The organism is Acidisoma sp. S159, assembly GCF_009766125.1.
In the GTDB taxonomy this organism is placed as follows: domain Bacteria; phylum Pseudomonadota; class Alphaproteobacteria; order Acetobacterales; family Acetobacteraceae; genus Acidisoma.
The window spans coordinates 381,648-406,440 of sequence record NZ_LMUG01000067.1 but is presented as its reverse complement, the minus strand read 5'-3'; the positions used below and the strand labels follow the sequence as shown (position 1 = coordinate 406,440).

General features: G+C 58.2%; 24 protein-coding genes and 1 pseudogene. 11 read left to right on the top strand and 14 right to left on the bottom strand.

The genetic code is table 11. The annotated features are described in order from the left end of the window. Positions 1-395 precede the first annotated feature (395 nt). Positions 396-1,286, top strand: a complete 891-nt coding sequence (locus GSQ92_RS24575) for an SDR family oxidoreductase (RefSeq protein ID WP_159014172.1) — start codon at positions 396-398, stop codon at positions 1,284-1,286. A gap of 547 nt (positions 1,287-1,833) precedes the next feature. Here GSQ92_RS24575 and GSQ92_RS24570 read toward each other — a convergent pair. Next, complete coding sequence (locus tag GSQ92_RS24570) at positions 1,834-2,490, bottom strand: SOS response-associated peptidase (RefSeq protein WP_158802452.1); 657 nt, start codon at positions 2,488-2,490, stop codon at positions 1,834-1,836. 59 nt (positions 2,491-2,549) lie between these two features. On the opposite strand from GSQ92_RS24570, the gene GSQ92_RS24565 reads away from it, so the two are divergent. Beyond that, positions 2,550-2,741, top strand: a complete 192-nt coding sequence (locus GSQ92_RS24565; protein ID WP_158802453.1) for a hypothetical protein — start codon at positions 2,550-2,552, stop codon at positions 2,739-2,741. 377 nt (positions 2,742-3,118) lie between these two features. Here GSQ92_RS24565 and GSQ92_RS24560 read toward each other — a convergent pair whose 3' ends face one another. Beyond that, a complete protein-coding gene (locus GSQ92_RS24560) occupies positions 3,119-4,012 on the bottom strand; it encodes a LysR family transcriptional regulator (RefSeq protein ID WP_159014170.1) in 894 nt (297 codons plus the stop codon). A 164-nt stretch (positions 4,013-4,176) separates the two neighbouring features. Between GSQ92_RS24560 and GSQ92_RS31865 the strand changes: the two are divergent. The 4 genes and pseudogenes from GSQ92_RS31865 to GSQ92_RS24545 all read left to right on the top strand — a co-directional run bounded on the left by GSQ92_RS31865 (position 4,177) and on the right by GSQ92_RS24545 (position 7,181). Next, positions 4,177-4,490 (top strand): annotated as a pseudogene (locus GSQ92_RS31865) (SDR family oxidoreductase). After that, complete coding sequence (locus tag GSQ92_RS31130; protein WP_254066680.1) at positions 4,475-4,903, top strand: SDR family oxidoreductase; 429 nt, start codon at positions 4,475-4,477, stop codon at positions 4,901-4,903. Before GSQ92_RS31865 ends, GSQ92_RS31130 begins: the two are co-directional and overlap by 16 nt. A 110-nt stretch (positions 4,904-5,013) precedes the next feature. Next, positions 5,014-5,301, top strand: a complete 288-nt coding sequence (locus GSQ92_RS24550) for a DUF1330 domain-containing protein (RefSeq protein ID WP_159014168.1) — start codon at positions 5,014-5,016, stop codon at positions 5,299-5,301. Between the two features lie 596 nt (positions 5,302-5,897). Further along, a complete protein-coding gene (locus tag GSQ92_RS24545) occupies positions 5,898-7,181 on the top strand; it encodes an FAD-binding oxidoreductase (protein ID WP_158802455.1) in 1,284 nt (427 codons plus the stop codon). A 69-nt stretch (positions 7,182-7,250) separates the two neighbouring features. Here the strand turns inward: GSQ92_RS24545 and GSQ92_RS24540 are convergent, their stop codons facing one another. The 8 genes from GSQ92_RS24540 to GSQ92_RS24505 all read right to left on the bottom strand — a co-directional run bounded on the left by GSQ92_RS24540 (position 7,251) and on the right by GSQ92_RS24505 (position 17,214). Continuing rightward, a complete protein-coding gene (locus GSQ92_RS24540; RefSeq protein WP_216849983.1) occupies positions 7,251-8,873 on the bottom strand; it encodes an NAD(P)/FAD-dependent oxidoreductase in 1,623 nt (540 codons plus the stop codon). A 167-nt stretch (positions 8,874-9,040) separates the two neighbouring features. Beyond that, the gene (locus GSQ92_RS24535; RefSeq protein ID WP_158802457.1) at positions 9,041-10,258 is read right to left on the bottom strand and encodes a sugar ABC transporter substrate-binding protein; all 1,218 of its coding nucleotides are present in this window, start codon (positions 10,256-10,258) and stop codon (positions 9,041-9,043) included. After that, positions 10,255-11,367 (bottom strand): ABC transporter permease, encoded by a 1,113-nt coding sequence (locus tag GSQ92_RS24530; RefSeq protein ID WP_158802458.1) that lies wholly within the window; start codon positions 11,365-11,367, stop codon positions 10,255-10,257. The genes GSQ92_RS24535 and GSQ92_RS24530 overlap by 4 nt, the downstream gene beginning before the upstream one ends. After that, positions 11,364-12,362: an ABC transporter permease gene (locus tag GSQ92_RS24525; protein ID WP_216849984.1), complete on the bottom strand. Its 999-nt coding sequence runs from the start codon at positions 12,360-12,362 to the stop codon at positions 11,364-11,366. Before GSQ92_RS24525 ends, GSQ92_RS24530 begins: the two co-directional genes overlap by 4 nt. Continuing rightward, positions 12,359-13,873 (bottom strand): sugar ABC transporter ATP-binding protein, encoded by a 1,515-nt coding sequence (locus tag GSQ92_RS24520; protein WP_216849985.1) that lies wholly within the window; start codon positions 13,871-13,873, stop codon positions 12,359-12,361. The genes GSQ92_RS24525 and GSQ92_RS24520 overlap by 4 nt, the downstream gene beginning before the upstream one ends. A 155-nt stretch (positions 13,874-14,028) precedes the next feature. Continuing rightward, a complete protein-coding gene (locus GSQ92_RS24515; RefSeq protein ID WP_158802460.1) occupies positions 14,029-15,084 on the bottom strand; it encodes an alcohol dehydrogenase catalytic domain-containing protein in 1,056 nt (351 codons plus the stop codon). Positions 15,085-15,154: 70 nt separating this feature from the next. Beyond that, entirely contained in the window at positions 15,155-16,378 is a 1,224-nt protein-coding gene (locus tag GSQ92_RS24510; RefSeq protein WP_158802461.1) for an FAD binding domain-containing protein, read from the bottom strand. Between the two features lie 101 nt (positions 16,379-16,479). Beyond that, positions 16,480-17,214: a TetR/AcrR family transcriptional regulator gene (locus GSQ92_RS24505; protein WP_158802462.1), complete on the bottom strand. Its 735-nt coding sequence runs from the start codon at positions 17,212-17,214 to the stop codon at positions 16,480-16,482. 134 nt (positions 17,215-17,348) lie between these two features. Here GSQ92_RS24505 and GSQ92_RS24500 point away from each other — a divergent pair, with 134 nt between their 5' ends. Beyond that, positions 17,349-17,807, top strand: a complete 459-nt coding sequence (locus tag GSQ92_RS24500) for a hypothetical protein (RefSeq protein ID WP_158802463.1) — start codon at positions 17,349-17,351, stop codon at positions 17,805-17,807. Positions 17,808-17,861: 54 nt separating this feature from the next. Next, positions 17,862-18,971 (top strand): NADH:flavin oxidoreductase/NADH oxidase, encoded by a 1,110-nt coding sequence (locus tag GSQ92_RS24495; protein WP_158802464.1) that lies wholly within the window; start codon positions 17,862-17,864, stop codon positions 18,969-18,971. Between the two features lie 232 nt (positions 18,972-19,203). On the opposite strand, the gene GSQ92_RS24490 is transcribed toward GSQ92_RS24495, so the two are convergent. From GSQ92_RS24490 to GSQ92_RS31855, 3 genes are all read right to left on the bottom strand, one after another. Then, on the bottom strand, positions 19,204-19,437 hold the full coding sequence (locus GSQ92_RS24490; RefSeq protein WP_158802465.1) for a hypothetical protein: 234 nt from the start codon (positions 19,435-19,437) through the stop codon (positions 19,204-19,206). A gap of 258 nt (positions 19,438-19,695) precedes the next feature. Further along, complete coding sequence (locus tag GSQ92_RS31860; protein ID WP_371418585.1) at positions 19,696-20,463, bottom strand: hypothetical protein; 768 nt, start codon at positions 20,461-20,463, stop codon at positions 19,696-19,698. Next, positions 20,412-21,239 (bottom strand): cryptochrome/photolyase family protein, encoded by an 828-nt coding sequence (locus tag GSQ92_RS31855; protein WP_371418584.1) that lies wholly within the window; start codon positions 21,237-21,239, stop codon positions 20,412-20,414. The genes GSQ92_RS31860 and GSQ92_RS31855 overlap by 52 nt, the downstream gene beginning before the upstream one ends. Positions 21,240-21,266: 27 nt before the next feature. Between GSQ92_RS31855 and GSQ92_RS31470 the strand changes: the two genes are divergently transcribed. The 3 genes from GSQ92_RS31470 (at position 21,267) to GSQ92_RS24475 (ending at position 22,940) form a co-directional block, all read left to right on the top strand. Further along, positions 21,267-21,392 (top strand): hypothetical protein, encoded by a 126-nt coding sequence (locus GSQ92_RS31470; protein ID WP_256367127.1) that lies wholly within the window; start codon positions 21,267-21,269, stop codon positions 21,390-21,392. 491 nt (positions 21,393-21,883) lie between these two features. Next, a complete protein-coding gene (locus GSQ92_RS31850; RefSeq protein WP_158802467.1) occupies positions 21,884-22,636 on the top strand; it encodes a lytic transglycosylase domain-containing protein in 753 nt (250 codons plus the stop codon). Between the two features lie 73 nt (positions 22,637-22,709). Next, entirely contained in the window at positions 22,710-22,940 is a 231-nt protein-coding gene (locus GSQ92_RS24475) for a hypothetical protein (protein WP_158802468.1), read from the top strand. A 443-nt stretch (positions 22,941-23,383) separates the two neighbouring features. On the opposite strand, the gene GSQ92_RS24470 is transcribed toward GSQ92_RS24475, so the two are convergent. After that, complete coding sequence (locus GSQ92_RS24470) at positions 23,384-24,415, bottom strand: methyltransferase (RefSeq protein ID WP_158802469.1); 1,032 nt, start codon at positions 24,413-24,415, stop codon at positions 23,384-23,386. Positions 24,416-24,793 lie beyond the last annotated feature (378 nt).

Here is a 24,793-nt window from a genome sequence, read left to right as displayed (position 1 = left end):
AGGCACGGTAATGTCATGACGACTCGTGCTTCATAGCTTCGGGAGCATCATCCCCTTCCGAAGCCTTCCTTCTCAGACAGATGCCTAGGCGGCCAAGCAGCGTTCGACCGTTTCCCTGTCCGTCATAATTCGAGTGCGGCGGCGGCTCCTCGGAGACTGGCTTTTTAGGGGTCAAGGCGGGAGTAGAGCCCGACGTGAGAGCCATCGTCCAAAGCCTCCACTCGTCTCGGACAACGCTGCCACGTTGTCCGGCGACTTTCCCGCCCGGTGCGGGGGCAGACACTTCTAGCCGATTTAGCCTCTAGGCCTCGCCAGCACGTGGCGGTGGCAAGCATGGCCACCGATCGGCAGTTTTGTTAAGAAACGATTCGCCAGCAATCGGCTTGGAGTCTGCCATGTCCAACGTCTCGAAGCGGACCGTTCTGGTTACAGGCACGTCCAGCGGAATCGGCCGGGCCACAGCGCTTCACCTCGCCCAAAGTGGGGTCAGTGTCTTTGCCGCCTGCCGGCGCCTCGAGGACGGCGCGAGCCTGGCGCGGGAGACCCATGGCCTAATCATTCCCTTGATTATGGATGTTGCTGACATTGAGAGCATCGCGCGTGGCCGCCAGTTGATCGAAAATGCTACCAACGGGGCTGGCCTCGATGGTCTGGTCAACAATGCCGGGATTGGTATGTCGGCTCCCGTAGAGGCAGTCGACCTCGAACGGGTCCGCCGCATATTCGATGTCAATGTCTTCGGCCAACTCGCAATGATCCAGGTATTTCTGCCATTGCTACGCCGACGTTCGGGCCGCATCGTCAATGTCGGATCGGTGGGCGCCAAGATCACGATACCCTTCGGCGGCGCGCTCTGCGCCAGCAAAGCCGCGTTTGAATCGTTCAGCGACGCGTTGCGCATGGAGTTGCATCCTTTCGGTATCCAGGTCTGCGTCGTCCAACCCGGCTCGATCCGGACGCCTGCTGTGGAAAAGACCCTGGGTGGCGTCGATACGGAGATCGAGAGCTGGCCCCCAGAGGCACGCAGCCGTTACGGCGCGATGTTCCGCATCTTCTCGCAACGTGCCACAGCGCGCGAGAATCGTGGCAGCGTACCGGACGTCGTGGCCCTAGCCATTTACCACGCGCTGACCAGCGATAGGCCGAAGATTCGATACCGTGCTGGCAAGGACGCGACGCTGTTGACGACGCTGCCGCGAATTCTTCCTGACCGAATCCTCGATAAAATCCGACTGCGGATGCTCGGCTTGCCTCTCCTGTTCGGTCAGAACAGGGAAGCGGGATGAGCACGTGAGTGGTTTCACCCGTCCAATGGTGACCAGGCCGCGCCACGAGTCGCGACGGTATCAGCACGGAGCGATGGCGGGCCTATCAGCAGAGTTGTTGTCTCCTGTCGGGACATCTGATAGCCGGCGTCAGGTCACACTAACCACGGCGCGCTGGGGCAAACCGATGACGCCGGCATGACCTGATCGACCGTAAAGGGCGCTGGAAGAGGTCGGATTCGGGCGTGAGGAACGTCGCAATCGCCCTCTAAACATTGGCGACCCCACGAGACCACCAACAACATCTTCGGGTTTCTGACAACGAGACCAACGCCCGCGTCCATGCCTATCAACTCAAAACCATGCCTGTGATCCTGACGACCCAGGAAGGAGATCGATATCTGAACGACGGCGCAGCCCGCCGAGGCGCTGAAGCCGCAGCGACCGCTCGCGAATGACGCGCTGATTTCGTCGCCAGGGGCGAGAAACAGGACCCCCCAGCCTCATCAGAAACTCGAGGCAGCGAGAAGGTTCAGACCGGCGACGCCGCGCCCGAGGAATGAACGGCTCATCTGGCCGGATGCACGGACATTTGAAGGCTTGCGACGTGCTCGCTCAGATTGCCGCCCCGAGAAATGCCTGCTTGCTCGACGGACAGGCTGTCGGCAGGGAGCGACTTTAGGATAGACTTCGCAGAAATCGACGGATCGAGCCACGCCTTCCAATCCTCCCGATTGAGGATCGCGATCTGTCTATCATGGTAGGGCGCTATGTCCGGGCCAGGCTCCATCGTTAGCATCGTGAACGCCTCGCCGACATCCTTGTTGGCGCGCCAAATTCCCGCGACGCAGAAGATCGGCTCGTTCTTTTTCGTGAAGAGCCACTTGTCCTTGCGCTTTTTCTTTTCGTCCGCTGGATCGGTGAATTCGTAGAAGCCGTCGGCGATGATGAGGCAGCGACCGGAAGCAAACTCGCGGCCGTCCGAGCGGAGATTGTAGACGGGCTTGCCGTTCGGCCCCGGCCAGCTCCATCGCCGCTGCACCAGATCGCCGGCGTCCGGATCGCCGTCGATCGTGCGTACGATTGGCGCCATATCCGTGATCTTAATGTCCTGGCGCGCCTGGACGTTCGGCGTCCCTTCGGAGAAGCGGATCTTGATCTTGAGGTCAGCGAACTCCTCGAAAATTACCGAGGCCTCCACTTCCAATCGATAATTGTTGCACATGCAGGTCTCCGCAGCGGACTCGATTGCAGCGAGCCACCGTTCCTATTCTGTGCACAAGCATGAGCGCAACCCAATTCGATCTGGACGCTCCGCTGGGTCAGCACCGCGCCATCATACGGCGCGACAGCGACGGTGTTGAGATGGGAGGCGGCCTGGGTCTTCGGCCCGGCCAGCACGCCGATCGTCCCTACACGTTGGTGCGCGCCTTGGCGGACCGTCTCAAGCCACCGCTGCCTCGTGCCAGCGTCTGAATTTCGCCTGTGGAGCGAAGGCCGAGCCTATAGGTTCATCCTGGACGACGGGGACTACTTCTATTTCGCTGGCATTTCGCGACCTGCGAAACCCGAGTTCGCGGGTGATTGATCATTCATGGCAGACGGTCGAAGATGGATTATCCTGCGGTGCACGTGCTGCTGGCCAACGACAAGACGGAAATTGATCGAGCGAAAAACCCGCCTGGTGGGGGCGGCCTTCGTGCCAGGTCGGACAAGTTTACGAACATCGGGGTCGTCGCACGAACCTCTCCGCGCAGAAACGTCTTATCCGGCGTGACTCGAGCCGTCTGCGGTCGACTCCCGCGGGTGGCGGGGCCTTTCGCGCCCGCTCGTGGTTTAACGCCCGCGCTAGTCTAGGTGGAAGCGTACTTGGTGCCCAAGGTTTCCTCTACAAAGTCGGCGAAAGCGCGAGCTTTCGCACTTACCAAACGTCCCGTTGGGAAGACGGCCCAAAGGTCGATCGGTGGGAGCTTCCACTGTGGCAACACGCACTGCACCGCTCCGCTCGCGATCTCAGGGACGAACATCCGGTCCGACGCCACCGCCAACCCCATGTCGGCAAGCACTGCGGCGCGGAGTCCCTCCGCCGCGCTGACCCGCAGCCGACCACGCACGGCGACGGACACTTCCTCGCCACCCTGCCTAAAAACCCAGTTATCACTAAGCTGGCTGTAAACCACTGCGTGATGGTGTGCGAGATCGGCGGGCAGCTTCGGCGTTCCTGCACATGCCAAATAGGCCGGCGTTGCGACCACGGACCGGCCACCACTCGCAATCTTTCGCGCAACCGCAGCCGAGTCGGCCAGCGTCCCGAGCCGCAGGGCGATGTCAATTCCCTCAGACACGAGGTCAATGACGCGGTCGTCGAGGACCACGTCGATATCGAGTGATGGATGGCACGCCATGAACTCCCGCAAGTGCGGTACGATCATCAGCCGGGCAAAAGTCGTGGCCGCTGAGACCCGCAACCGGCCCGGCAGCCCCGCGCCCGCGCCTCGCGCCTCCAATTCCGCCTCATCGACCTCCTGGAGCGCGTGTCGGGCGCGTTCGTAGAAACGTAGGCCGGCATCGGTTGGAGCGAGAGCATGCGTTGAACGGACCAGCAATCTTACCTGAAGTTGCTGTTCCAATTGGGCGACTGTCTTGGACACGGCCGGCTGCCCTACGCCGAGTTGTCGGGCCGCGGCGGAGAAGGATCCCATCTCCACAACCCTTACGAACGTCGTCATTGCCTGCAATCGGCCCATTATTCCCTGTAAGAATACCCAATATCGCTTATACGGCTCTGAAACTCGTGACTAGGAATAGCACTCCGTCTCGCGAGCAGCACCAAGCCGTAGCTGCTCCCCACTCAGACGCCGTTGGACCAACGGCGGCACACGGAGCATTTCATGTCTCATCTCGAAGGTAGATTGCCATTATCACGGGTGGATCGAGCGGCATCGGCCTCGCCACCGCCAAACGCTTCGTCAAAGAAGGCGCCTACGTCTTCATCACCGGTCGCCGGCAATCCGAACTGGCCAATGCCAGAGCCGAAATCGGGGAAACGTAACAGCGGTGCAGGGCGACGTGACCAGCATGGCCGACCTCGACCGGCTCTACGCGACGGTCAAAGCCGAGAAGGGTGCTGTCGATATCGTGGTCGCGAATGCCGGTTTCAGGAGCATGCCCAAATCTTCGATCTCTCCGAGGCGCATTGCGACAAGACGATGGATATCAACGTGAAAGTCGTGGTGTTTACGGTTCAGAAAGCTTTGCCGATGATGACTCGCGACGGTTCGATCGTCGTCGTGTCCTCGGTCGTCAATGTGAAGGGCATTCCTGCTCACGGCACCTATACGGCCGCGAAAGCCGGTGTGCGGGCACTGGTGCGGGTTTGGGCCCAGGAACTCAAGGGCAAGGGAATCCGTGTCAACACGTTGAGCCCCGGCGCGACAGAGACCCCGAAAATCCGCGGCCAATTCGATAGTGATGCCGCCTCGGATGCTGCCAAGACCGCGTTCGCCTCGATGACGCCGCTCGGCCGCCTCGGCTTGGCCGAGGAAATCGCCGCAGGCGCTTACTTCTTGGCATCTGGTGAGTCCAGCTACGTCACTGGCATTGATCTCCCTGTCGATGGTGGCTTGGCTCAAGTCTGAAAAGCTCCGCGCGGGCACTCCAGACGATTCCGCTCAAGTGTTATTCAAGAGCCTAAACATGCAGACCGTCGCTGCGTGAAGCTCTCCTTCATCGTTAGAAAGTGCCCACTATGTCTGTCTATTTTGTGATGATCCGGGAACAGACTACCGACGCCACATCGCTTGCTGAGTACGGACCAAGGGCCTCTCTGGCAGCGCAGAGCCATCCCTTGAAGCCGCTCACCGTCTACGGTGCCCTGGACCAACTAGAGGGGGACACCATCGAAGGCGCAGTGATCCTCGAATTCCCCAACATGATCGCGGCTCGGGCATGGTATGACAGTCCGGCTTATCAGTCGGCTGTCAGATTCCGTCATGCCGGATCGAGGTCGAGAGCCTTCTTCATTGACGGGGCGTAGACGCTGATATGGGCGGCTGCGCCGAGAGCCGACGGTGGGTTTCGCTGTATGCGGGATGATTTTCCGCGCCTTCGATGATGAAAAGAACTGGCGGAACATCTCTTCGGTATCAATGCGAACGTGGAATCCTGCCGCTGACTGGTTGCGGTGTATCCCCCGCCCACGGATATTTCGGCGCCGGTCATGTAGGACGGCTCCTTGGAAATGCGCTTCGGCTCTTTCGAGGTGGTCGGCACCGGAGGATGTGCCTAACAGTAGGGCGAGACTAGGAATTTGCCGGGGAGCGACAGCGCTTGGCCGTTCCAGGCCCGAGCTAAACGCCGAGGCCATCGTCTAACTATACAGCTAGCCGAAATAGCGCTTTATCGATAACACCTCAACTCAATGGCTGGCGCGTTTAGCATTATTTGCAATCACTCTGAGCTGTGGCGCGGAGGACTCAATTTGCCCCGGTTGAAGGTAGTTGTTTTAGACGGGCTAACTGCCAAATCTCAGGCTTTGAAAACTTCTGGGCACCCTCCAGCAGTGACTTCCTAAGGATCGCGCTTTGAATAGCTTTTGCCGAGACTGCAGCATGTCTTTGCGGGGCTCCTTCCGTGCAGGGTGATCCCCGCAGCCATGGGCTTTGGGATGCTTCCGCTCCCCCTGCCCCACCGTGCCGCTCGCTAGAAACAAAACTCGCGGCGGATGTCGTTGTCATCGGTGGTGGGTATACCGGGCTGTCGGCGGCGCTGCATCTGGCGGAGGGAGGGGCGTCCGTCGTCGTCCTTGAGGCGGTTGAGGTTGGTTTCGGTGGCTCTGGCCGCAATGTCGGCCTAGTTAATGCGGGTCTGTGGATCATGCCGAACGACGTTCTCGCAATCCTCGGCAGCTTACATGGTGAGCGCCTTCTTGATTTTCTCAGTGACGCTCCCAGCCTGGTCTTCGAGCTTGTTAAGAAGTACGGAATTGCATGCGAAATTCAACAGCAGGGGACGCTCCATTGTGCTGTCGGTCGCAAAGGGTTAGCGGAAATCGAAGAGCGCTCCCGGCAGTGGCAGGGACGGGGCGCACCCGTGCAGGTGCTGGGCTCTGCGGAAACCGCGAGAAAAGTTGGGACAGATGGGTATTCCGGCGCGTTACTGGACCGCCGCGCCGGTACCATCCAACCCCTCGCGTATGCGCACGGCCTGGCACACGCGGCAATTGACGCCGGCGCAACCATCTACACCGGAAGTCTCGTCCACTCCGCGACCGACCAGGGCGATCATTGGGAAATCAAGACGGCGTCAGGCCAGGTACGCGCGGAAGCGGTAGTCGTTGCGACCAATGCCTACACTAAAAATGTTTGGCCGGAACTGCGACAGGAAGTGGCGCATCTCCCATATTTCAACATGGCAACTCGCCCGCTGGGCGACAAGACCCGTCAGCTGATCCTGCCGGAAGGCCAGGGCGCATGGGATACGCGGAAGATTCTCACCTCATTCCGATTCGATAATGCACGGCGACTTGTTTTCGGCAGCGTCGGTGCGTTGACCGATAGGGCACTGCCGATTCATCGCGCGTGGGGGCGCCGCGCACTTACCCGTCTCTTTCCGCAGCTTTCACATATTGAGTTCGAGTATGAATGGTATGGCGAGATTGGAATGACAAGGAATAGCCTACCGCATTTCCATAGGCTGGGACGCAATGTGGTATCGTTCAACGGGTACAATGGGCGGGGGATTGCGCCTGGCACCGTGTTCGGACGCACCTTGGCGAAATTGCTCCTTGGCGAAATCACGGACGCGGATCTTCCCCTACCCCTTTCAACGCCCGTTAATGTTCCGTTTCGGCGGATCAAGGAGGCATATTACAAAGGTGGCGCTCAACTCGCGCACCTGGTCGGCGCTAGGTTCTGATGCGTTGTGCCGGACCATCCTCAGTTTGAGGATGGCCCACTTGAGTCGGCGTGGCACTGGAGCCCAGGACTAACTCAGCGTAAAGCCGTCGTATCCCCGTCGCGCTGAGTCCGCGCATATTTCGAGATAGCTCGAGAAACCGCCTGGATAACCGAGGATTTGTCTCGGCTTTCCCGGGATGTTGGCGCCGTTGTACCAGGATTCCGCTTGTGGAAAGAGACTTTTGTGAAAGAGCACATCGAGATGGTCGGTCCAACGATCCTGAGCATCCGCTTTGGCTTCTACCCTAGTGAGGTTATTCTTGACCATAAACGCGATGCAGTCGATCACCCAATTGCCTTGTAGTTCGGCGCAAGTCGGTCCGTTCGCAAATCCTGATGGGCCCTGCGGCCCGAAAACGAAGAACAGATTCGGGAAGCAAGTACTAGCCATGCCGAGGTGGGTCCGCACGCAGCTGGCCCATTTCTCCGCGAAGGTCTGACCGTCGGTTCCGCGGATATCGACCGCCGTTAGGCCGCCAGTAATGGAGTCGAACCCCGTGGCAAGCACGAGAACGTCTAGTTCGTACTCGCCCTCCGTAGTCACGACGGTCGAAGGCGTGACCCACTTGATAGGCGAAGTCTTCAGGTCCACCAGGGCAATGTTCGGCTGGTTCAGGACTTCGTAGAAATTCTGCTCAAGGCTAGGCCGTTTTACGCCGAACGGATGAAGCGGCTCCGTCGGCGCGAGGATCTCAGCCATTTTTGGGTCTGCAACGCGAGCCCGCACTTTGTCCCGCCAGAACGTATACGCGGACCGATTTGTTTCCTCGCTCTCTATGAGGTCGTCGAAATTTGCCAGCCAGAAGCGAAACCCTCCAAGCTCCCAGAGCTTCTCGTAGACTTGTCTGCGCTCTTCTTCTGTGACATCGGTGCCGCGCTTGTGTTGGACATCCATGTCGAAACCTGAGGGTGTCTGTCCTCGCAGTTCGAAGCGGGCGGGAAATTCTTCCTTAAACTTGCGGACTTCCTCGTCGTCGAAGTGTTTCTGGCGCATAGGTAGCGCCGTGTTCGGAGTGCGTTGGAAGATCGTGACATGGCTGGCGATCTTCCCGACCTCCTGGATGACCTGAACACCACTCGCGCCTGTCCCGAGCACACCGACTCGCTTGCCCTCAAGCTTCACGCCTTCTTGTGGCCACCGTGCCGTGTGGTGCATTTTTCCCTTGAAATCTTGCAGGCCCGGAATGTTCGGAATATAGGGTCGCGAAGCGAATCCGGTGCATGTCACGAAAAAGCGAGCGATAGCAGCGGGCGTCCCGTCGGTTGAAATGATCCAAGCGTTACTTTCCTGATTGAACTCGGCGTGTGTGATCTTTGTATTGAGATAGATGTCTTTGCTCAGGCTCCATTTTTTATCCACGAACTCGAAATACTCACGTATTTCCTTGTAGGAGGGATACAGGTCAAGAAATTTCCAGTCTCGCCAGAGACTTTCGTCGGAATACTGGTAAATGTTCGATGGTGTATCAACACGCGCACCGGGATAGCAGTTCCAGTGCCAAGTTCCTCCCAACGATCCGGCGGCCTCGAAGACTTTTACCCGCAGTCCCAGCTCCCGCAACATTTTAAGCTGATACAAGCCGGAGAAACCCGCCCCCATAATGGCAACATCAAGCTCAATGGGCGTCCTGCGTTGTTCTTGACCCGTCATTACATTTCCCATTTCAAGGACTACCGTCTACAGGTTCTCGCCTCGAGGCACGTCGGAGGTGCCCACTGCTGCACGATAACACCTGTCGTAACGGAATCTGCGGCAAGTTGTATGCGGGTCGCTGCCGCGCCGCATACAACTTGGTGTCGCTTGGTCTGACTTTCTTTTTAGTGGACCGCGGGCTGGACCTTGGTGAGTTTGTAGAGATCCGCCGGCGGCTCACAGTGGCCGCAGTTGATTCCGGGTTCCAACGGAGCCGGGTGGAGCGCTGCAGGTAATGGCTGAATTGTCGCTCCGGGCTTGGGAAGGCCTGTGAGTGCTGTTTTCATCGTGAGCTCAGGCAGCAATACCGGCTCGAAAACCTCGGTGGTGAAGGAGTCCGTAACCTTGTCCTTCGGGAACACGTTACAGCCGTTTTCGAACTCGTCGCCCGGGCACACCTTGACTTTGTCGGCGGGCACCCACGGCAAAGGATACTCGATGTTGTGTATAGCGAGGTTCCTCTTCTTGGTCAGGACCTCCATCATAATCTTGAACGCATAGCCGGCTGTTGCGGGTGGCGATCCAGAGGAAGCGCCGGTGAAACCTCTCGCCTTCAAAGCGGGGTCAATCAACGCGAGGCGGAATGCATTCGAGTCCTCACCAGTGATTGGAAACAGTTCGGAACGCTTGGAGGCTAACACCGCCTTCAGCACGCCTTCCTCACCATATTCCGACCATATACCCGTCACCTCCGGATGAGCAATCAACGCCTTAGCAGTTTCCTGCTGAGAGGTCTGAGCGCTCCACATCCCATAATATGTAGCGACGATATGGATGTTGGGGTATTTCTTGAAGATAGCCTCGGCTCCTAGCACATGCCTCTTGTCAACTGAATTTCCCGGAACACCCCGGTTCTCAAAGATGATACCTTTACCGCCCAACATGTTCACCAAAGCTTGCGCGGTGTTCTCACCGAAGCCCGAGGTAATATAGCTTACATTGTAGGCGCAGGGCTCAGTGACTGTCGCATCGTACATGAAGAACAGCACCCCCGCTTTGCAGCCTTTCCGGATCGTGCGGTTTAGAGCTGTGGGCGAGACGGGGAAACTAATCACGCCGTCGGCTTTGTCAGCGATCATGCTCTCATAGGCGGAGATTTGCGCCTGTACGTCCGTCCCCGAGATGACTTCCCTGAGGTCAACCAACTTGTCGTACGGGGGTGTTGCGGCAAGGGCCTTCACGATATTGGCCGCCTCGGTCTGCCAGTCGTTTCCCGAGTAGCTGAGGCTCAGGTAAATCTTGAACTTCTTATCCTGGGCTTTCGATTCTCCGTGCGCCGCCATGAATAACGCCGCGGCAGCGCTGAAGGCTAAAAGCCCGCGCTTGAGGTATTGACCGATCATCCGTTTCCTCCTGTTTTATTTGGTTTGTGACCTGCGCCGCCCGGGCGACTGCGGGACGCGGTGTTTCTGAATTTGGGCGTGAGGGCCCAACCGATCCCCATGTTTTCTCTCAATGCGAGGAGAGCAAGCATAATCACGAGGCCGTAAATGACCGTGCGCCATCCTTCGGCTAGTCCGAGGGCCTCGATGATAGTGGAGAGGGTCGTGAGCAAAAGCGCGCCGCCCACAGTCGCCAGATATGTGCCACGTCCGCCTAGGATTGACGCGCCACCCACCACCACTGCGGCCACGGACGGAAGCAAGTAAGACTGACCCATTGTCAGTGTCGCGCCGGTCGCATAACCGACGAGCAGAATCCCGGCCAGGCCCGATGTCGCGCCACTGATTGCATACGCGGCAACGATCAGCAGGCGCACCGGAAGGCCCGCGATATAGGCCGCCATCGGGCTAGTCCCTACCGCATAGAGTCGGCGGCCAAAACTACTGTGTGACTGCACCAGCGTGGCAAGAATGATAAAGATCAACAGCAGCCAGAGGATCACGGGAAGGCCTGCGAACGTGCTCGTATAGGCGCTGGTCAAGGCTGGCGAAGCGACCCCACGTGGCTGGCCTCCCGTAAATCCGAGAAAAACGCCGTAAATGATTAAACTGGTAGCAAGAGTCATGATAAAAGGCGGTAGCCTAAGTAGTGTAGCCCCCAAGCCGTTTATTGCTCCGACGCAGCCAGTTACGAGCAAGATACAGGGGATCGCCCAAAAGAGGGCGACGAGAGATGTCCCGATCCAACGGTATGCAAGGATTCCGCCCAAAGTCATGACAACGCCAACAGACAGATCAAGACCGCCTATCAGGATGACAAGACCCTGCCCGAATCCCAGCACGATTGTGAAAGAGGAAAGTAAGAGAATTGCCTGGGCCTGTTGCCAGCTGCCAAACCCGGAACTGATGAGGCGAGACGCCAGGATCATAAAGACAGTAAGCCCAAACAAGGCAAGTGTGGTCCAGCCCTCAGGCCCAATTCTGAATCCGGATCTGGCTGCCGTCGCCTTGGCTGAAGCCTCCGGGACCGGAGCCGCTGTAGCGTGCTCGGAAGGGCTAGTCTTCGTCATCGGCTCCGCCCCGCGGCGATCGAAGCAGAAATGCCGCCCACAAGGACCGCGAGAATCATAATCGCTCCCTGGAAGATGACGGTGTAGAAGGATGACACACCGGCGGAGAACAGCGCCTTCTGCAATAAGACAAGAAGAGCGGCTCCAACCATTGAGCCGATCGGCCCCCCGTAGCCGCCTGCGAATGACGTTCCTCCTATAGCGATGGCGGCGAACATCAGTAATAGAAAGGGCGTTCCGGCGGAGGGACTGCCCGTAGCAGTCACTGCGCTGAGCATAAAGCCTGCAAGGCCGTAGCAGATTCCTCCCAGACTATAGGCGAGGAATTTGGTGCGAAGGACCGGCACGCCCGCCAGTGAGGCAGCGGTCTCATCGGCTCCCACCGCGTAAATCGCCACGCCAAAGGCCGTGCTGCGAACTACGAGCCAAAGTAGGACTATAACGAGTGCGATAGCGCCTGCGGCCGGGAAGACACCCAAGATCGGATCCGTAGCGTTGTCCGCGATAAAGTCGGATACGTTGCCCCCAGGTGCGTCAAGCACCACGATGGCGAGGCCCGAGCAGACGATCATTGTGGCGAGCGTGGAGGCGATCGATTGGAGTTTGCCAAAGGCAACCAGCGCGCCGTTGACCATGCCAACGGCGAGTCCAATCAAGATGGCCAGCAGCAATCCCCACAACGCGTTGAGCGGCCCATCGCCGATCTGCGTCGCTATACAAACATTGACGAGAGAAATGACCCCGGCGACAGACAGATCGAAACCGCCCGTCAACATCACGACTGTGCCGCCGGCAGCCGCCAGTGCGAGTGGCAAGGTGTCGTTGGCTAAGTCGTTCATCGGCTGAAGGCCGAAGACGTCTCCTTGCGCTGCCGCGTAGAAGGCGAACAAAAGGACATAGAGGATCGAGACGACGAGGGCGCCGTTGCCCAGCCACAGCCTGATCGAACGATCGGCGGTCTGATCGGAAACTTTTCGGCTTACAAAAGCGCTCACGCTGTCTCCCTCGAGCGGATCTCTTCGATGTTGTGTCCGGTGGCCAGAGCCACCAAACCCTCCTCGCTTAGGTTCTCACCTGAAAGCTCACCCGCCACCCGGCCTCTGTATAAGACAAGGCAGCGATGGCTAAGCTTCACCAGTTCCGGCAGCTCAGTTGAGTAAATCAGCACGCTGCCGCCATCTTGTACAAAGCGATGGATCACCTCGTAGATCGTCTGCTTGGTTCCCACGTCGACGCCGCGTGTTGGATCGAAAAGTATCAGGCTTCGCGCGCCCGACAAGAGAACGCGCATGATGAGCGCCTTCTGCTGATTTCCACCCGAGAGCGCAGAAATGCGTAGGCGAAGGAGCCGCTCGGCGAGCTGCACACGCTGTATCTGGTCAGCCGCGACAGCATATTCGCGTCTGCTGCTGACGAGCCCAAACCGGCTGAGCCGATTCAGCAGAGGAAGCGTGACGTTGGCACATGTCGATTGAGTAAGGAAAATGCCTTCGGACTTGCGCTCCTCTGGCACGAAAGCAATGCCCGCGCCCGCCGCTAAAGCTTGTCCCGGGGACTTCAGGTTGACTAGTGAACCCTCGAGCGAAATGGTGCCACGCAATGGTCGCGCCACCCCGCCCAAAATGCGAAAGAGCTCGCGCTGTCCCTGCCCTTCAAGTGCAGCCACACCCACCACTTCGCCCTTGTGAAGCGAAAAGCCAACGTCGTGGATCGATTCTCCGGTCAGCCCGGATACCTCGATCGCAACATCCCGGACCACAGAGGAACCGCTCGCGACCTGTCGCCGCTCTTCGGAGCGCTTTCCGACCATCATGCGGAAGATTTCGTTATCGCTTGTCTCAGCGATGGCAATCGGGCCGATACTGTCCCCGTTGCGCAGGATCGTTCCCTTATTGCAGAGGCGGCGCACCTCACTAAGACGGTGCGATATGTACAGCGTCGCCATTCCACTAGCAGCCAGCTGCTCAACGATGCGAAAGAGCCATTCGGGTTCCGCCAACGCAGCGGTGGGTTCGTCCAGTACCAGCAAACGGGGTCTATGGCTGATGGCCCGGATGATCTCGATCCGTTGCTTTTGCGCAAGAGATAAGCGGCTGACGATCGAGCGGGGCGAAATATCGGCGGCATCGAATTGGTGGAGGAGTTCTACGGCCCGGGCTTCATTGCGTGATCGCGACGCTAGCCCGAGCCCCCCCTTTAGGGGATGAGGGAGTGTAAGATTGGCCGCGACGGTGAGGTTGGGTAGGAGACTAAGCTCCTGAAAGGCGGTAGAGACGCCAGAACGACGCGCGTCCATCAGGGATCGGGGTTCGTAGGGTGTGCCGTCCAGCGAGAGCGCGCCGCCGCCTTGCCGGACGATGCCACTCAGAACCTTGACGAAGGTCGATTTGCCAGCGCCGTTCTCACCGAGCAAAGCATGCACCTCGCCCGATAGCACTTCGAGTGTGACTGAGTTTAGAGCGATCGTGGCGCCATATGCCTTCGACACGCCCGCGACGCGCAGCACAGGCGTTTGGGGTGCGGGACCTCCGCTAGCGTCATCGATTTCGTCGGTCTGGTGTTGCATCGCGCCCCTCGTTGCCGGCCGCTGGACCGGCCTCTGGCCCATATGGCGCAGCCGGCGCGGAGGGTTCCGGCGCCAACTGCTCCGTATCGACGTGGTTAGGGCGTGACCGCGACCTTGATGACGCCATCGCGCTGATTTGCAAACAACTCGTAGGCTGCCTCGATGTCGTCCAGCTTGTAGCGGTGCGTCACAAGAGAGCCGAATTTGACCCGGCCGTTCTCGATGATCTTCAGCAACCGCGCCATGCGGTCCTTGCCTCCGGGACAAGTTGAGGTAACGATCGTCTTGTTCGCGAGTCCAGCTCCTATGCCTTGCAGCGGCAGGGGAACATCGGTGGAATAAATACCGACGCTTGAGATTATCGCCCCAGGCCGGGTACAATTCAGGCAACCCGCTAAGGTTTCGGTGCGGCCGAGGCATTCGAGTGCGACATCGGCACCGGCACCGTTGGTCAGCCTCATTACTTCCGAAATTACATCGGTCGCGTTGGGATCGAGGACGACGTCCGCGCCCATCAACTTCGATTTTTCTCGGCGCTCCGCCACTGGGTCCACGGCGATGATGAGCCCCGCTCCCAGCTGCCGGGCACCGGCTGTTGCGCAAAGGCCGATTGGACCCTGGGCGAAAATGACTACAGTGTCGCCGATTTTTATATTGCCATGTTCGGCCGCAGAAAAGCCGGTGCTCACAATGTCCGGAACAAGAAGGACCTCTTCGTCTGTGACATTATCTGGGATGACCGCCATGTTTGCCTGGGCGTTCGGTATGAGAAAGTACTCGGCTTGGCATCCATCAAGGTAGTTTCCGAGCATCCATCCGCCCGCAGTCTTGCCGCCACACTGAGAGTGAAATCCCATCAGACAGGAGTTGCATTGTCCGCAGGGCGTCGTAGCGGCACAAAGGACGCGCTGCCCTTCTTTGTAGCCGGTGACCTGAGAACCAACCTTTTCAAGGATGCCAATCGGCTCGTGACCGATCGTCAGCCCCTTAGCCACGGGATACTCCCCTTTGAGGATATGAATATCTGTCCCGCAAATTGTTGTCGTCGTAATGCGTACTAAAGCATCTGTAGGTCCGACATCCGGCACCGGCTTCTCGTCCAGGACGATGCGGCCGACCTCGGCGAAGATGGCGGCTCTCATTTTTGGCATCTGCGTGATCCCTAATTCGAACGTTTCTGTCTACGAGATACTTTGTTCAGAGGCGGCTTCGGACATGCGGTCAGTGGAGGAATTCGAGTGATGCCGTTTCCTGCACCACCGCCTCGGGGGTCCGATGCCGTTCCGCGTCCTGCCGCTCCTCTTGCGTACTAACCTGCGACTGCATGTAAGCTCCAAGTTGCCGCGCCCGCCGCATGATTTTGGCTCCAACCGGCATACGCTCTTGCTCGAATCCCAGCAAAGCAGACTCGACACCATCATCATTCCGGAGCGATTTAGCTAGCGACAGGGCATCTTGAGCTGCTTTGGTGACACCGGCACCAACATGCGGCCGGACCACGAAGGCGGCATCCCCGAGGAGCGCCACACGGCCTATCGCCATCCGGCGCGTCTCAAGATCATAAATCGGCTGAAAGAAGGGCTGGACAGTCAAGTGTACGAGTTCCTGAAACTGCGGAGCCAAGGAACGCGACGCTGACCGCTGCATGGCCTCGATCATCTCTCCGCGTATCAGGCGTGGCGGAATGGATAGCTCATGGACATTAGCTTGGGCGTCCGTAAGTAGTTTTCGCAGCTCGACCGCTTCATCCGCCGGGCGGTACCAGACCCAATTATAGCGCCTCCGGCCAACCCGCATGTCGTTGTTGACACCAGCAACGGGATAGCCAAGCATCTGTTCACCCTTCGGCAGTGAGAAGGTGAAATGCCCAAAAATATCCCGCCTGGTTGTCTCTGTGACGTCCCCTTCATCGACAAGCCCGCGCCATGCGACGTAGCCTGCATAGTTTGGCACGATGTCCGGAAAGAAGTGCCGCCTCACAGAAGAGCGGAAGCCATCGGCACCTATCAGAAGATCCGCGCGCGCCTCGGAACCGCCGGCAAACCGTGCCACCACAGCGTCGGCACCATTCTCAACCGATTCCAGCGTGTGTCCCATGTGATAGCATTCATCTGGCAAGCGCGATCGCAGCTCATGATAAAGCCGGTCCCAGGATGTCAGGACCTGCGGGTAGGCGAGTTCCAGAACAGCCGCTCCGGAAGGGTCGAAGACGCGTCTGCCCTCTACCCTCACTCCTAGGTCCGCGGTTAGCTCGATGCCAGCAGCTTGGAGCGCGTCGAACAGATCCCGGTGAGTGACGATGCCTGCTCCCCGGCCGGCCAATTCTACTTCGGATCGTTCGAAGACATCGACACTCCATCCTTGGCGATGCAGTAGAAGAGCTGTCGTGAGGCCCGCGATTGAGCCCCCCACAATAATCGCGCTTTTGCTCGGTTGAGAGCTCAAATCGCCACCCTATCCCCCGCAGGTTACCCCGAGGTGTTTTATTGTTATAGTTCGATCGATCTATAAATAGGAGGGGTCGAGAACGGGTGTCAAGCCGAAAGTCATTGCGCAACCTTGGCCCGCATGATCGCGGGAAGCGCAGCCAGCATAGCGTCGACACTCGTCTCCACGAATTTCTGCACGCCAAGATGTACTGGTGACCGGTAGACCTCCCGGCGAACACCGTAATAAAAGATGCCACTGTGGAAGAGCCAGAAGGTCTCGATCTCCTCGGCTGAGATTTCGGACATGGTGCCTTCACAGAAGTTATTCTCACGGCGAACCTCGACGCAAATGCGGCGGATCAGGTGATCTTCCACGAAGGCGATCCACATGGAATTTATTGGCAGGCCCTTCAATCCGGAAAACAGATAGATACGGAGCCAGTCTGAAGAGAAAATCACGCTCGTATAGTTGATGTAAAACTCGATCAGCCGAGCACGGAGCGGAACACTGGTGTTGCTGATCAGATCAGTCCATTCTGAGCGCCAACGGCCGACATAGACGCTTTGGTAGACCTCTCGGATCAGCTCTTCCTTGGTCGGGAAGTAGTTGAAAATCAAAGACTGCGTGACGCCCAACTGTTTCGCTAAATCGCGTGTTCCGCCTTCGAAACCGTGCTCTGCGAAGAAGGAGATCGCTCCGTCAAGGATCTGTCTTCGTCTATCTTCCGGCCGGAGCCGCCGCCGGATGCCGACAGACGATTTCACCGACACGATTGCCTTCTTTGCCATCAGAGGGTTTGTCCGCTTTTGAGTAACATTTGCGTAATCAGCATTAGGTCCGGTGCGCCGCATTCGCCCTCCAGGCGTCGAAGCCTATGCCGATATAACCTCAATCGGGTGCCCGCAAGGCCATCGGGGGTGGCGCGAGATATATCCTCTTGACATTGATCGATCGAACAATAAGCTGCGGATAGAGGAGAAAGCAAATGTCCCACGGAGTGAATACTCCAGAATTGCGTCCTGATCCAAGCTGGGACCAGCTATTGACGGCGGAGCTCGCGCAAAGCGCCGGAAATGGCTGTGTTGGCACTGAACTTGTGTCGGAGACTGAACGCGTTAGGGTTTGGTGCCTGCGATTGCGACCGGGCCAGAGAATTGGCTTTCATCGCCATGCACTCGACTATTTCTGGACCGTAATCTCGGATGGTGTCGCGCGCTCCCACTACAATGACGGCCGATCTGTCGAGACGACCTATCGCTCCGGGGATACCAGGGACATGACATTTCCCTCCGGCCAGTCGATGATTCACGACCTTGAGAACATTGGCGATACCGAGCTACTTTTTACGACCGTCGAATTTCTGAAAAGCGCGAATCCGGCGCTTGCTATTCCCGACTTGGTACGCAGGTCCACCACAGTTGAACCTGCGAACGTCGTATCATGAGGGCTGCAATCTGAATCTATGCAGCTGAAGCTGCTCATCGGGGGAGGAGCGACTATGACGGCACTTTTCGATCCCTTCGTACTGAAGGGCGTGACGCTTAAGAATCGTATTGCCGTGTCACCTATGTGTCAGTATTCCGCGATCGATGGTGTCGTCAACGACTGGCATTATGCCCACCTTGCCGGATTAGCTCGAGGCGGTTCGGCTCTCGTGATAGTTGAAGCGACCGGGGTTTCGGGTGAGGGGCGCATCACGCCCGGCTGCGTGGGTCTTTGGAACGATCGCCAGTCCGAGGCGCTCAGGAAAGCGGTCGAGCTGATCCGGGCCGCTGGAGCCGTGCCCGGAATCCAAATTGCGCACGCGGGCAGAAAAGCGAGCGCCAACCGGCCCTGGGAAGGCGACGACCATATCCCTGAGGAAGACCCACGAGCGTGGCAGCCCATTGCACCGTCGGCTATTGCATATGGCGGCGGTTTGGCTCGCGTGCCCAGAGAGATGGCGCTCGAGGACATCGTTCGTGTGACAGGCGAATTTGTGGCGGCGGCTGAACGGGCTCGCGATATTGGTTTTGAATGGCTCGAATTGCATTTCGCGCACGGTTATCTCGGGCAAAATTTTCTATCGCCACATTCCAATCATCGTAGCGACCTTTATGGCGGCAGTCTTTCGAACCGCAGCCGATTCCTGAACGAAATCTTGTCAGCCGTGAGAGCGGTTTGGCCGGATCACTTGCCGCTCACGGCCCGCATGGGCGTCATTGAATATGATGATCGGGAAGAGACGCTCGAGGAATCGGTTGCGGTTATTCGCGAGTTTAAGCTGCGCGGGCTCGACCTCATTGATGTCAGCCTTGGCTTCTCCACGCCAGACGCTGAAATTCCGTTTGGCCCCAATTTCATGGCCTCTATCGCCGGCCACATACGCCGTGAGGCTGACATCCCAACAGCCACCAGCTGGTATATCAGCGAGCCCGACGAGGCTAACGCCCTGGTTCGCGACCATCAGGTCGACCTCGTTATGCTTGCCCGCGCTCTCCTGGAAAACCATCATTGGCCTTATGCGGCGGCACGCGCGCTTGGCGTGAGTCGGCCGGCGTGGACGCTCCCCCCTGCGTATGCGCACTGGCTTGAGCGATATCGTTCGGCAACGCCAGGCTTTCGCTAGCGACCCGACTCAGTGAATCGCAGTCGCGATCCAAAATAGGGTATCATCCGATTAAAGATTTTCGGGTAAAGGTCATGGGCATGGTAAATTTTTGGGCGACGTTGCCCACATAGCCAAAGTCAAACTTGGATTATCCTCGTGTTCGACCGGTGTCAGGCATTCTCTTGACCCCACTTACGTGCGACTGCCGGCGCGCGATCTGTGTCGGGCACTTTCGGACCGGGCCGCTCCTTCAATAGGGCCATTCATTCTCGGGGATCATCTCGGTCTGGGTGGTGCGGACGTAGGTCACCGGCGTTTTCCGAAACTCTTCGGCGAATTCTCGCTCGGACCAGCTCGAGACGCGGCGGCCGCAGATAATCCCAGACGTTTTCCCTAAGGGCGTTGCGTTCACCGTAAGGTTCGTCTCGAAGAGAAAAACGACAATGATCATGAGAATGGTGGCGCGCTGCCGGGGCGGCGTCAACCTTAGCTGTCGGCCTCGGGCGAGCTGCACTAAACCCAGCGGGCGACAGCGGCTTCTGCAGGTCCGGTGACCAGCGTGCGGATTGAGAAAGCTCTACTCGGTCGATAGCCCTACACGTCAGTTAGACCGGGAGGACTTGCCTCCCACAATGTCCTGGAAGCGGTTGAGATGGCTCCCAATTGGCCAGCCGATCCTTGTTCGTATAGTGCAGTTTGACGATTGAGCAGGGACGAGCGGGGCACCCTCTGTTGCAACTATTCAATACTCTACCGGCAAATCGGCCAAAAATTCAGCCGCCTGCCTTTGGATGGCGGCCTGCTTCATATCGTCCATGCGGTTGAGCGAGGCGTAGGTCATCGCCATCCTCTGATTGCCGCGCAATTCAGGCGCCTTCGCAATGATAAAGTTCCAGTAGAGGAAGTTGAAGGGACATGCCTTGGAACCCAAAGTCTGCCTGACGTCGTAGTGGCAACGGCCGCAGTAATCAGACATTCGATCAATGTATTTGCCACTTGCCGCATAGGGCTTCGACCCGAGATAACCCCCATCAGCATAAAGGATCATACCGTGGACATTTGGCAACTCCACCCACTCATAGGCGTCGATATAGACGGCAAGATACCAAGCCTCTACCTCGGATGGTCGGGCACCGATCAGCAAGGCGAAGTTTCCTGTCACCATCAGTCTCTGGATGTGGTGCGCATGTGCCAGGCGCCGTGTTTGATCAACGCACTGACGCAGGCAGTTCATTTCGGTCGGGCCGCCCCAATAAATGCCGGGAAGCGCGCGATCGGCGCCAAGCCGATTGGTGTCGGCATACCCAGGCATTTTTAGCCAGTACAGGCCACGGACATATTCGCGCCAGCCGAGAATCTGACGGATGAAGCCTTCCGCAGCATTGAGCGGAACCTGGCCACCCCGCCAGGCAGCCTCTGCTGCGTCGCAAACCGCGCGAGGGTCGAGTAATCCAGCATTCAGATAGGGCGAAAGCATTGAGTGAAACAATCGATCTTCGCCCTGCCGCATCGCATCCTGGTAGTCGCCAAAGGATGGCAGCGAATGGGCAATAAATGCGCGAGGGCACGTCGCGCATCGGACGCTGTCACCGCGTAGTCGAAGCCATCCAGCGTTCCGAAATTGCCAGCAAAGCGAGTTCCGACAAGAGCTAGAACCTCCTGCGTAATCGCGTCGGGTTTTACGAAGAAGGCCGGTGGCATATCTAGCCGCGCCGGCACGGGTTTACGGTTCTCTGTGTCGAAGTTCCAGCGGCCGCCCACGGGCTCGCCGTCCTGCTCCATCAGCAAGCCGGTTGCTCGCCGCATCTCACGGTAAAAAAATTCCATGCGAAGCTGGCGCTTCCCCTCCGCCCACCGACGAAAACGCGGCAGCGGACAAACGAACCGATCATCTTCTCGGATTTCAACGGGAACACCGGCGGCCTGCTCCCACACCTGCATCGCGTCCAAGACGCGCCATTCGCCAGGATGGGTCACCACGACGGAGACCGCCTGGTGGCGCGAAACTGCACGGGCGAGCTCTGAAGCAAAAGAGCCGCTATTGGCGGGATCAGCTAAGGTCACGTAGTCGACGCAAAATCCCTCGTTGCGCAGTTCCAACGCAAAGTGGCGCATGGCCGAAAACAGAAACGCGATCTTCTTGGGGTGATGGGGCACATAGACCGTCTCCTCCGCAACCTCCGCCATCAAGACCATGTCGCGCGCCGGGTCAGCATCGCGAAGGGAGGAGATTTCTCGGGATAGCTGATCGCCCAGAATAAACCGCAGCGTAGGCTTTCTCTTCATCGCTTTCCACCTCTCACCCGATAGATGGTGACCACCCGCCTAGACACAACGGCCGCCAGTAGTATCAAGGCGGCGGGACTGCTCGACCTCGGCACAGTGGCCACGGACGCGGCCCTTCCCGACGTCAACAAGGCGACGGGCAACGCCGCCTAGGCGGTGCGCGGTCGCGCGACGTCGCGCACCAGACACGCACGGGGGGATCGGATCCTCGATTGCGTCATCTCCCTGCCTCGACAGCGTTTAGCACGACAAAGGTGAAACTCATACGTCACTGCCCTAGAGCTACTCCATCGAACGCAAGGATTGTATGTTTGTATCTAAGAGCAGCTATAGTACTCGTCTAGCCACGAAGCGCTGCTTTGTCTCGATATTCGAGCATGACTTTTCAACAACTGAAAACGGAACAAAAGTCATTTCGTCAAATGCTATTTAGTGTATCGACTTCGTCCTAAAACCTGCATAAACGTCTCCGGGTCGTCCTACTCGGATAGTTCGGCGAGGGTAAATCGGTCGAGATAGGTAGTGGGCCAATGACTGACGGTACGGAAGAGCCTGCGGCGGCCAGGCGGCGCAGGTTTAAGGTGGAAATTCGAGTCCGTTGCAAGCGCCCACATGTTTCGTCTGGATGAAAGACAGCGAACTGAATGCTCGACAGCCTCAAAGCCTCTCTTGTCGGTCTTTTACTCGTGCTCAATGCCTCCATGTGCCTCGCCGGGCCGATCAGCTCGCGCCAAGAGGCGGCGTTTTCGACGGCCGCAGAAACCGACACCCGCTCCGTCCTCGTGTGCGGATACACTGCCTCTGATACGTCAGTATGCACTGCCGGCCCGGCGCGGGCACCGGCGCCGATAGCCGTGACAACGGAGGACGATGCTCTTCTTCGGTGCAGTCGTACCGTGCCCGCGAGCACACTTCGCGCTGTGATCCGAATAGAGTCGGACGGGTACCCCTATGCCATTCATGTGAACGGACTGAGTGCACAGCCAATGCCCGCAAGTCGTGCTGGAGATGCCACAAGGCTTGCCCAAGCTTGGATCAAGCGCGGCTATAGGGTCGACATGGGCTTGATGCAGGTTGATAGCGCGAATCTTAGCGACCTAGGCTACTCGGTTCGCGATATGTTCGATGCATGTACGAATATCCGAGCGGGGGCGAGCATATTGACGGCTGACTATCTAGCGGCCGTGCAAACCTGGCCAGACCCACAGACCGCCCTTCGAGCTGCACTTTCCGCCTACAACACGGGAAGCTTTTCGAAGGGTTTCTTCAATGGCTATGTCGCTAAATACTATGTAAGTAAAACTCATTTTCCCCAACGTGAGGCGGCGTCAGACGTCGCCGATCTGCAAACCGCCGTTGCACGCAGCCGGCGGGCCCCTGATGGAAACCATCGATAAAATATGGAACTAGCTTGTCGCGAGCCTCTGGCGCAGTGCAACTTCGCGACCGCTTCTGTTAAGAAGTCCCCGGTTGCGTCACTTCTCGGGGCAGTCAACTGGATTCTATACCTTGTTGGTTATCGGGCGCATCTCTCTGCCAGAGCGCTGCGCAGACCTACGTTTTGCCGGTGATCCGTTGATGGCCGACGCCGCGGACGTAGTTTTCATACCAGAACGCATCGCAGTGGGTGACAAGCAAAAGATGACCGATATCGTGGCAGGTATCAATCTTCAGATTCTGGCAGCACGGCGATATAAATGAGACCATTGGCAGTGGCCAATTTCCAAAGCCTCAACTACCTGAGATCGGCGCAATTATCGCGGAGTGATTAGGCTTCGACGGCCATGCTTCGCCGGCGATCTGCATCGTGTGCGGGCCGAAGGTGCCGTCCGGTCCGCACTGGCCTGGCAAAACCTCACGCTCTTTTTCAACGCCCTGCTGTCGCCCGAAGCCTCTTCCCGCGCCGCCGACCGCCGGCGGATCCGCAATCATGACAACCGAAGGCCTCTCCGACGCATAGGCGCCAGTCACGATACGCGACAATAGCCTCCCTGCCAGAGGTTGAGTTCCAGCCGCTGGTCAACACGAGGAAGCCTTCTTACCGCGTATCGACGACGCTCAGCCGAACTAAGGCCGTAACAGCCAATTCGCCGATCTTCTCCTTAAACGCAGGATTTTATCCACCGCTCTTTGCCCTACGACTCTTACTTCCAGGCGATTGCAGCGCTTGCCGCCCCGGTGAGAGGGAAACTTTGTGTCGATCGGAAGCCCGCTGAGCAGCACCAGTCATCGAACTGGGCGAACGTGTAATCGTAACCGTCCGGTGTTTCAATGAGCATGTTGAGCGACATCAGCAGGCCGCCGGAATTCGCGCGCCGCGCATCGTCGATGACATTCTCGATTGCAATCAACGCCCCCCCAAACGGCAAGGCCCCATATGCATTTTCAATAAGTAGCGTTTTTGTTGAGGTACCCCAATCGTGCAGAATGTTGCCCATTGTTATTACCTCCGCGTGAGGCAGGCCGTCGGCGAGAAAGTTGCCGCTCACGGCCGTAATCCTGTCACTCAATCCCGCATCCAGAATTTTCTGGCGCGCAAGCTCGGTTACCGCCGGAAGATCGTAAGAGATGCATTGTAGAGAAGGGTGACGCTTCGCGAGGGCAATTGACAACGCCCCGCTCGCGCCGCCAACGTCGCAGATCTTGGTGAATCGGTCGAACTCGAATGTCTCTGCTAGCACCGCGAAATTGCCACGTTGGACACCTGCCATGGCGTCCAGGAACTCGGCGAGCCGCCGTGGATCATCATAGAGCGCCGCAAAAGCATCGTGGCCATTGCTCTGTTTTATTTCGCTTTGCGGCAAGCCCGTGCGCAAGGCTTCAGTCAAATTTCCCCAAAAATGGTAGAGCCGATTATTTGCCATTTTCAGTATGCCGCCGATATAGCCGGCACTTGCAGGAACCAGAAACGCCGCCGTGTCGGCGGTGTTTCCGTAACGGGCGCTGGTGCCATCGCCTTCCCGGGATAACAGGCCAAGTGCCACGAGACTATCAAAGAAATCAGCCGCACCACGCTCGTGCAGCCCAAGACGATCACGTAATTGGGATAAGCAAATTGGGCCGCCGGCAACCGTCTCGAAGACGCCGAGTTCGACTGCGCTCAACAACACCTTGGATGCAAAAAATCCCATTCCGATTTGGAGAATTTTGGAAGGGTCTGGCTTTGACTGATCCATTCGGACTCTCCATTTTGATAGCGGAACCGTGTTCCAGGGACCAGAAATAGTCAAGCTGTGGATCGTCAGGGCCTACAGGCCAGAGGAGCAGGTCTGAGCGTCGATACCCCTTCGCTGGGTTAGATGGCGATCGGTAAAACCGACCGCCATAACTGACACGCCGCCGCCTTCGATAGGGAGCGGCAAACTCTCCGTTGGCGGCATGGTTCCGGTAAAAAGTGCCGCCCGTTCCCACCGCTGTCCGCGGCGTCGCCCTCATCGGTGTCTCCCCCGCCTGTCCCACAATAGTGTCTGGATATGTCCCGGGATTCGCCCACCGCATCCGTCATCGAGCACCCGGTCGCGGTGACGAGTGGCTCCTCGATGAGATCGTTGTCG

Bases quoted from the DNA above. Each gene is read 5' to 3' on its own strand.
- GSQ92_RS24575 (WP_159014172.1), top strand. From the start codon at position 396: ATGTCCAACGTCTCGAAGCGGACCGTTCTGGTTACAGGCACGTCCAGC.
- GSQ92_RS24570 (WP_158802452.1), bottom strand. From the start codon at position 2,490: ATGTGCAACAATTATCGATTGGAAGTGGAGGCCTCGGTAATTTTCGAG.
- GSQ92_RS24565 (WP_158802453.1), top strand. From the start codon at position 2,550: ATGAGCGCAACCCAATTCGATCTGGACGCTCCGCTGGGTCAGCACCGC.
- GSQ92_RS24560 (WP_159014170.1), bottom strand. From the start codon at position 4,012: ATGGGCCGATTGCAGGCAATGACGACGTTCGTAAGGGTTGTGGAGATG.
- GSQ92_RS31130 (WP_254066680.1), top strand. From the start codon at position 4,475: ATGGATATCAACGTGAAAGTCGTGGTGTTTACGGTTCAGAAAGCTTTG.
- GSQ92_RS24550 (WP_159014168.1), top strand. From the start codon at position 5,014: ATGTCTGTCTATTTTGTGATGATCCGGGAACAGACTACCGACGCCACA.
- GSQ92_RS24540 (WP_216849983.1), bottom strand. From the start codon at position 8,873: ATGACGGGTCAAGAACAACGCAGGACGCCCATTGAGCTTGATGTTGCC.
- GSQ92_RS24535 (WP_158802457.1), bottom strand. From the start codon at position 10,258: ATGATCGGTCAATACCTCAAGCGCGGGCTTTTAGCCTTCAGCGCTGCC.
- GSQ92_RS24530 (WP_158802458.1), bottom strand. From the start codon at position 11,367: ATGACGAAGACTAGCCCTTCCGAGCACGCTACAGCGGCTCCGGTCCCG.
- GSQ92_RS24515 (WP_158802460.1), bottom strand. From the start codon at position 15,084: ATGCCAAAAATGAGAGCCGCCATCTTCGCCGAGGTCGGCCGCATCGTC.
- GSQ92_RS24505 (WP_158802462.1), bottom strand. From the start codon at position 17,214: ATGCGGCGCACCGGACCTAATGCTGATTACGCAAATGTTACTCAAAAG.
- GSQ92_RS24500 (WP_158802463.1), top strand. From the start codon at position 17,349: ATGTCCCACGGAGTGAATACTCCAGAATTGCGTCCTGATCCAAGCTGG.
- GSQ92_RS24495 (WP_158802464.1), top strand. From the start codon at position 17,862: ATGACGGCACTTTTCGATCCCTTCGTACTGAAGGGCGTGACGCTTAAG.
- GSQ92_RS31860 (WP_371418585.1), bottom strand. From the start codon at position 20,463: ATGCGGCAGGGCGAAGATCGATTGTTTCACTCAATGCTTTCGCCCTAT.
- GSQ92_RS31855 (WP_371418584.1), bottom strand. From the start codon at position 21,239: ATGAAGAGAAAGCCTACGCTGCGGTTTATTCTGGGCGATCAGCTATCC.
- GSQ92_RS31850 (WP_158802467.1), top strand. From the start codon at position 21,884: ATGCTCGACAGCCTCAAAGCCTCTCTTGTCGGTCTTTTACTCGTGCTC.
- GSQ92_RS24470 (WP_158802469.1), bottom strand. From the start codon at position 24,415: ATGGATCAGTCAAAGCCAGACCCTTCCAAAATTCTCCAAATCGGAATG.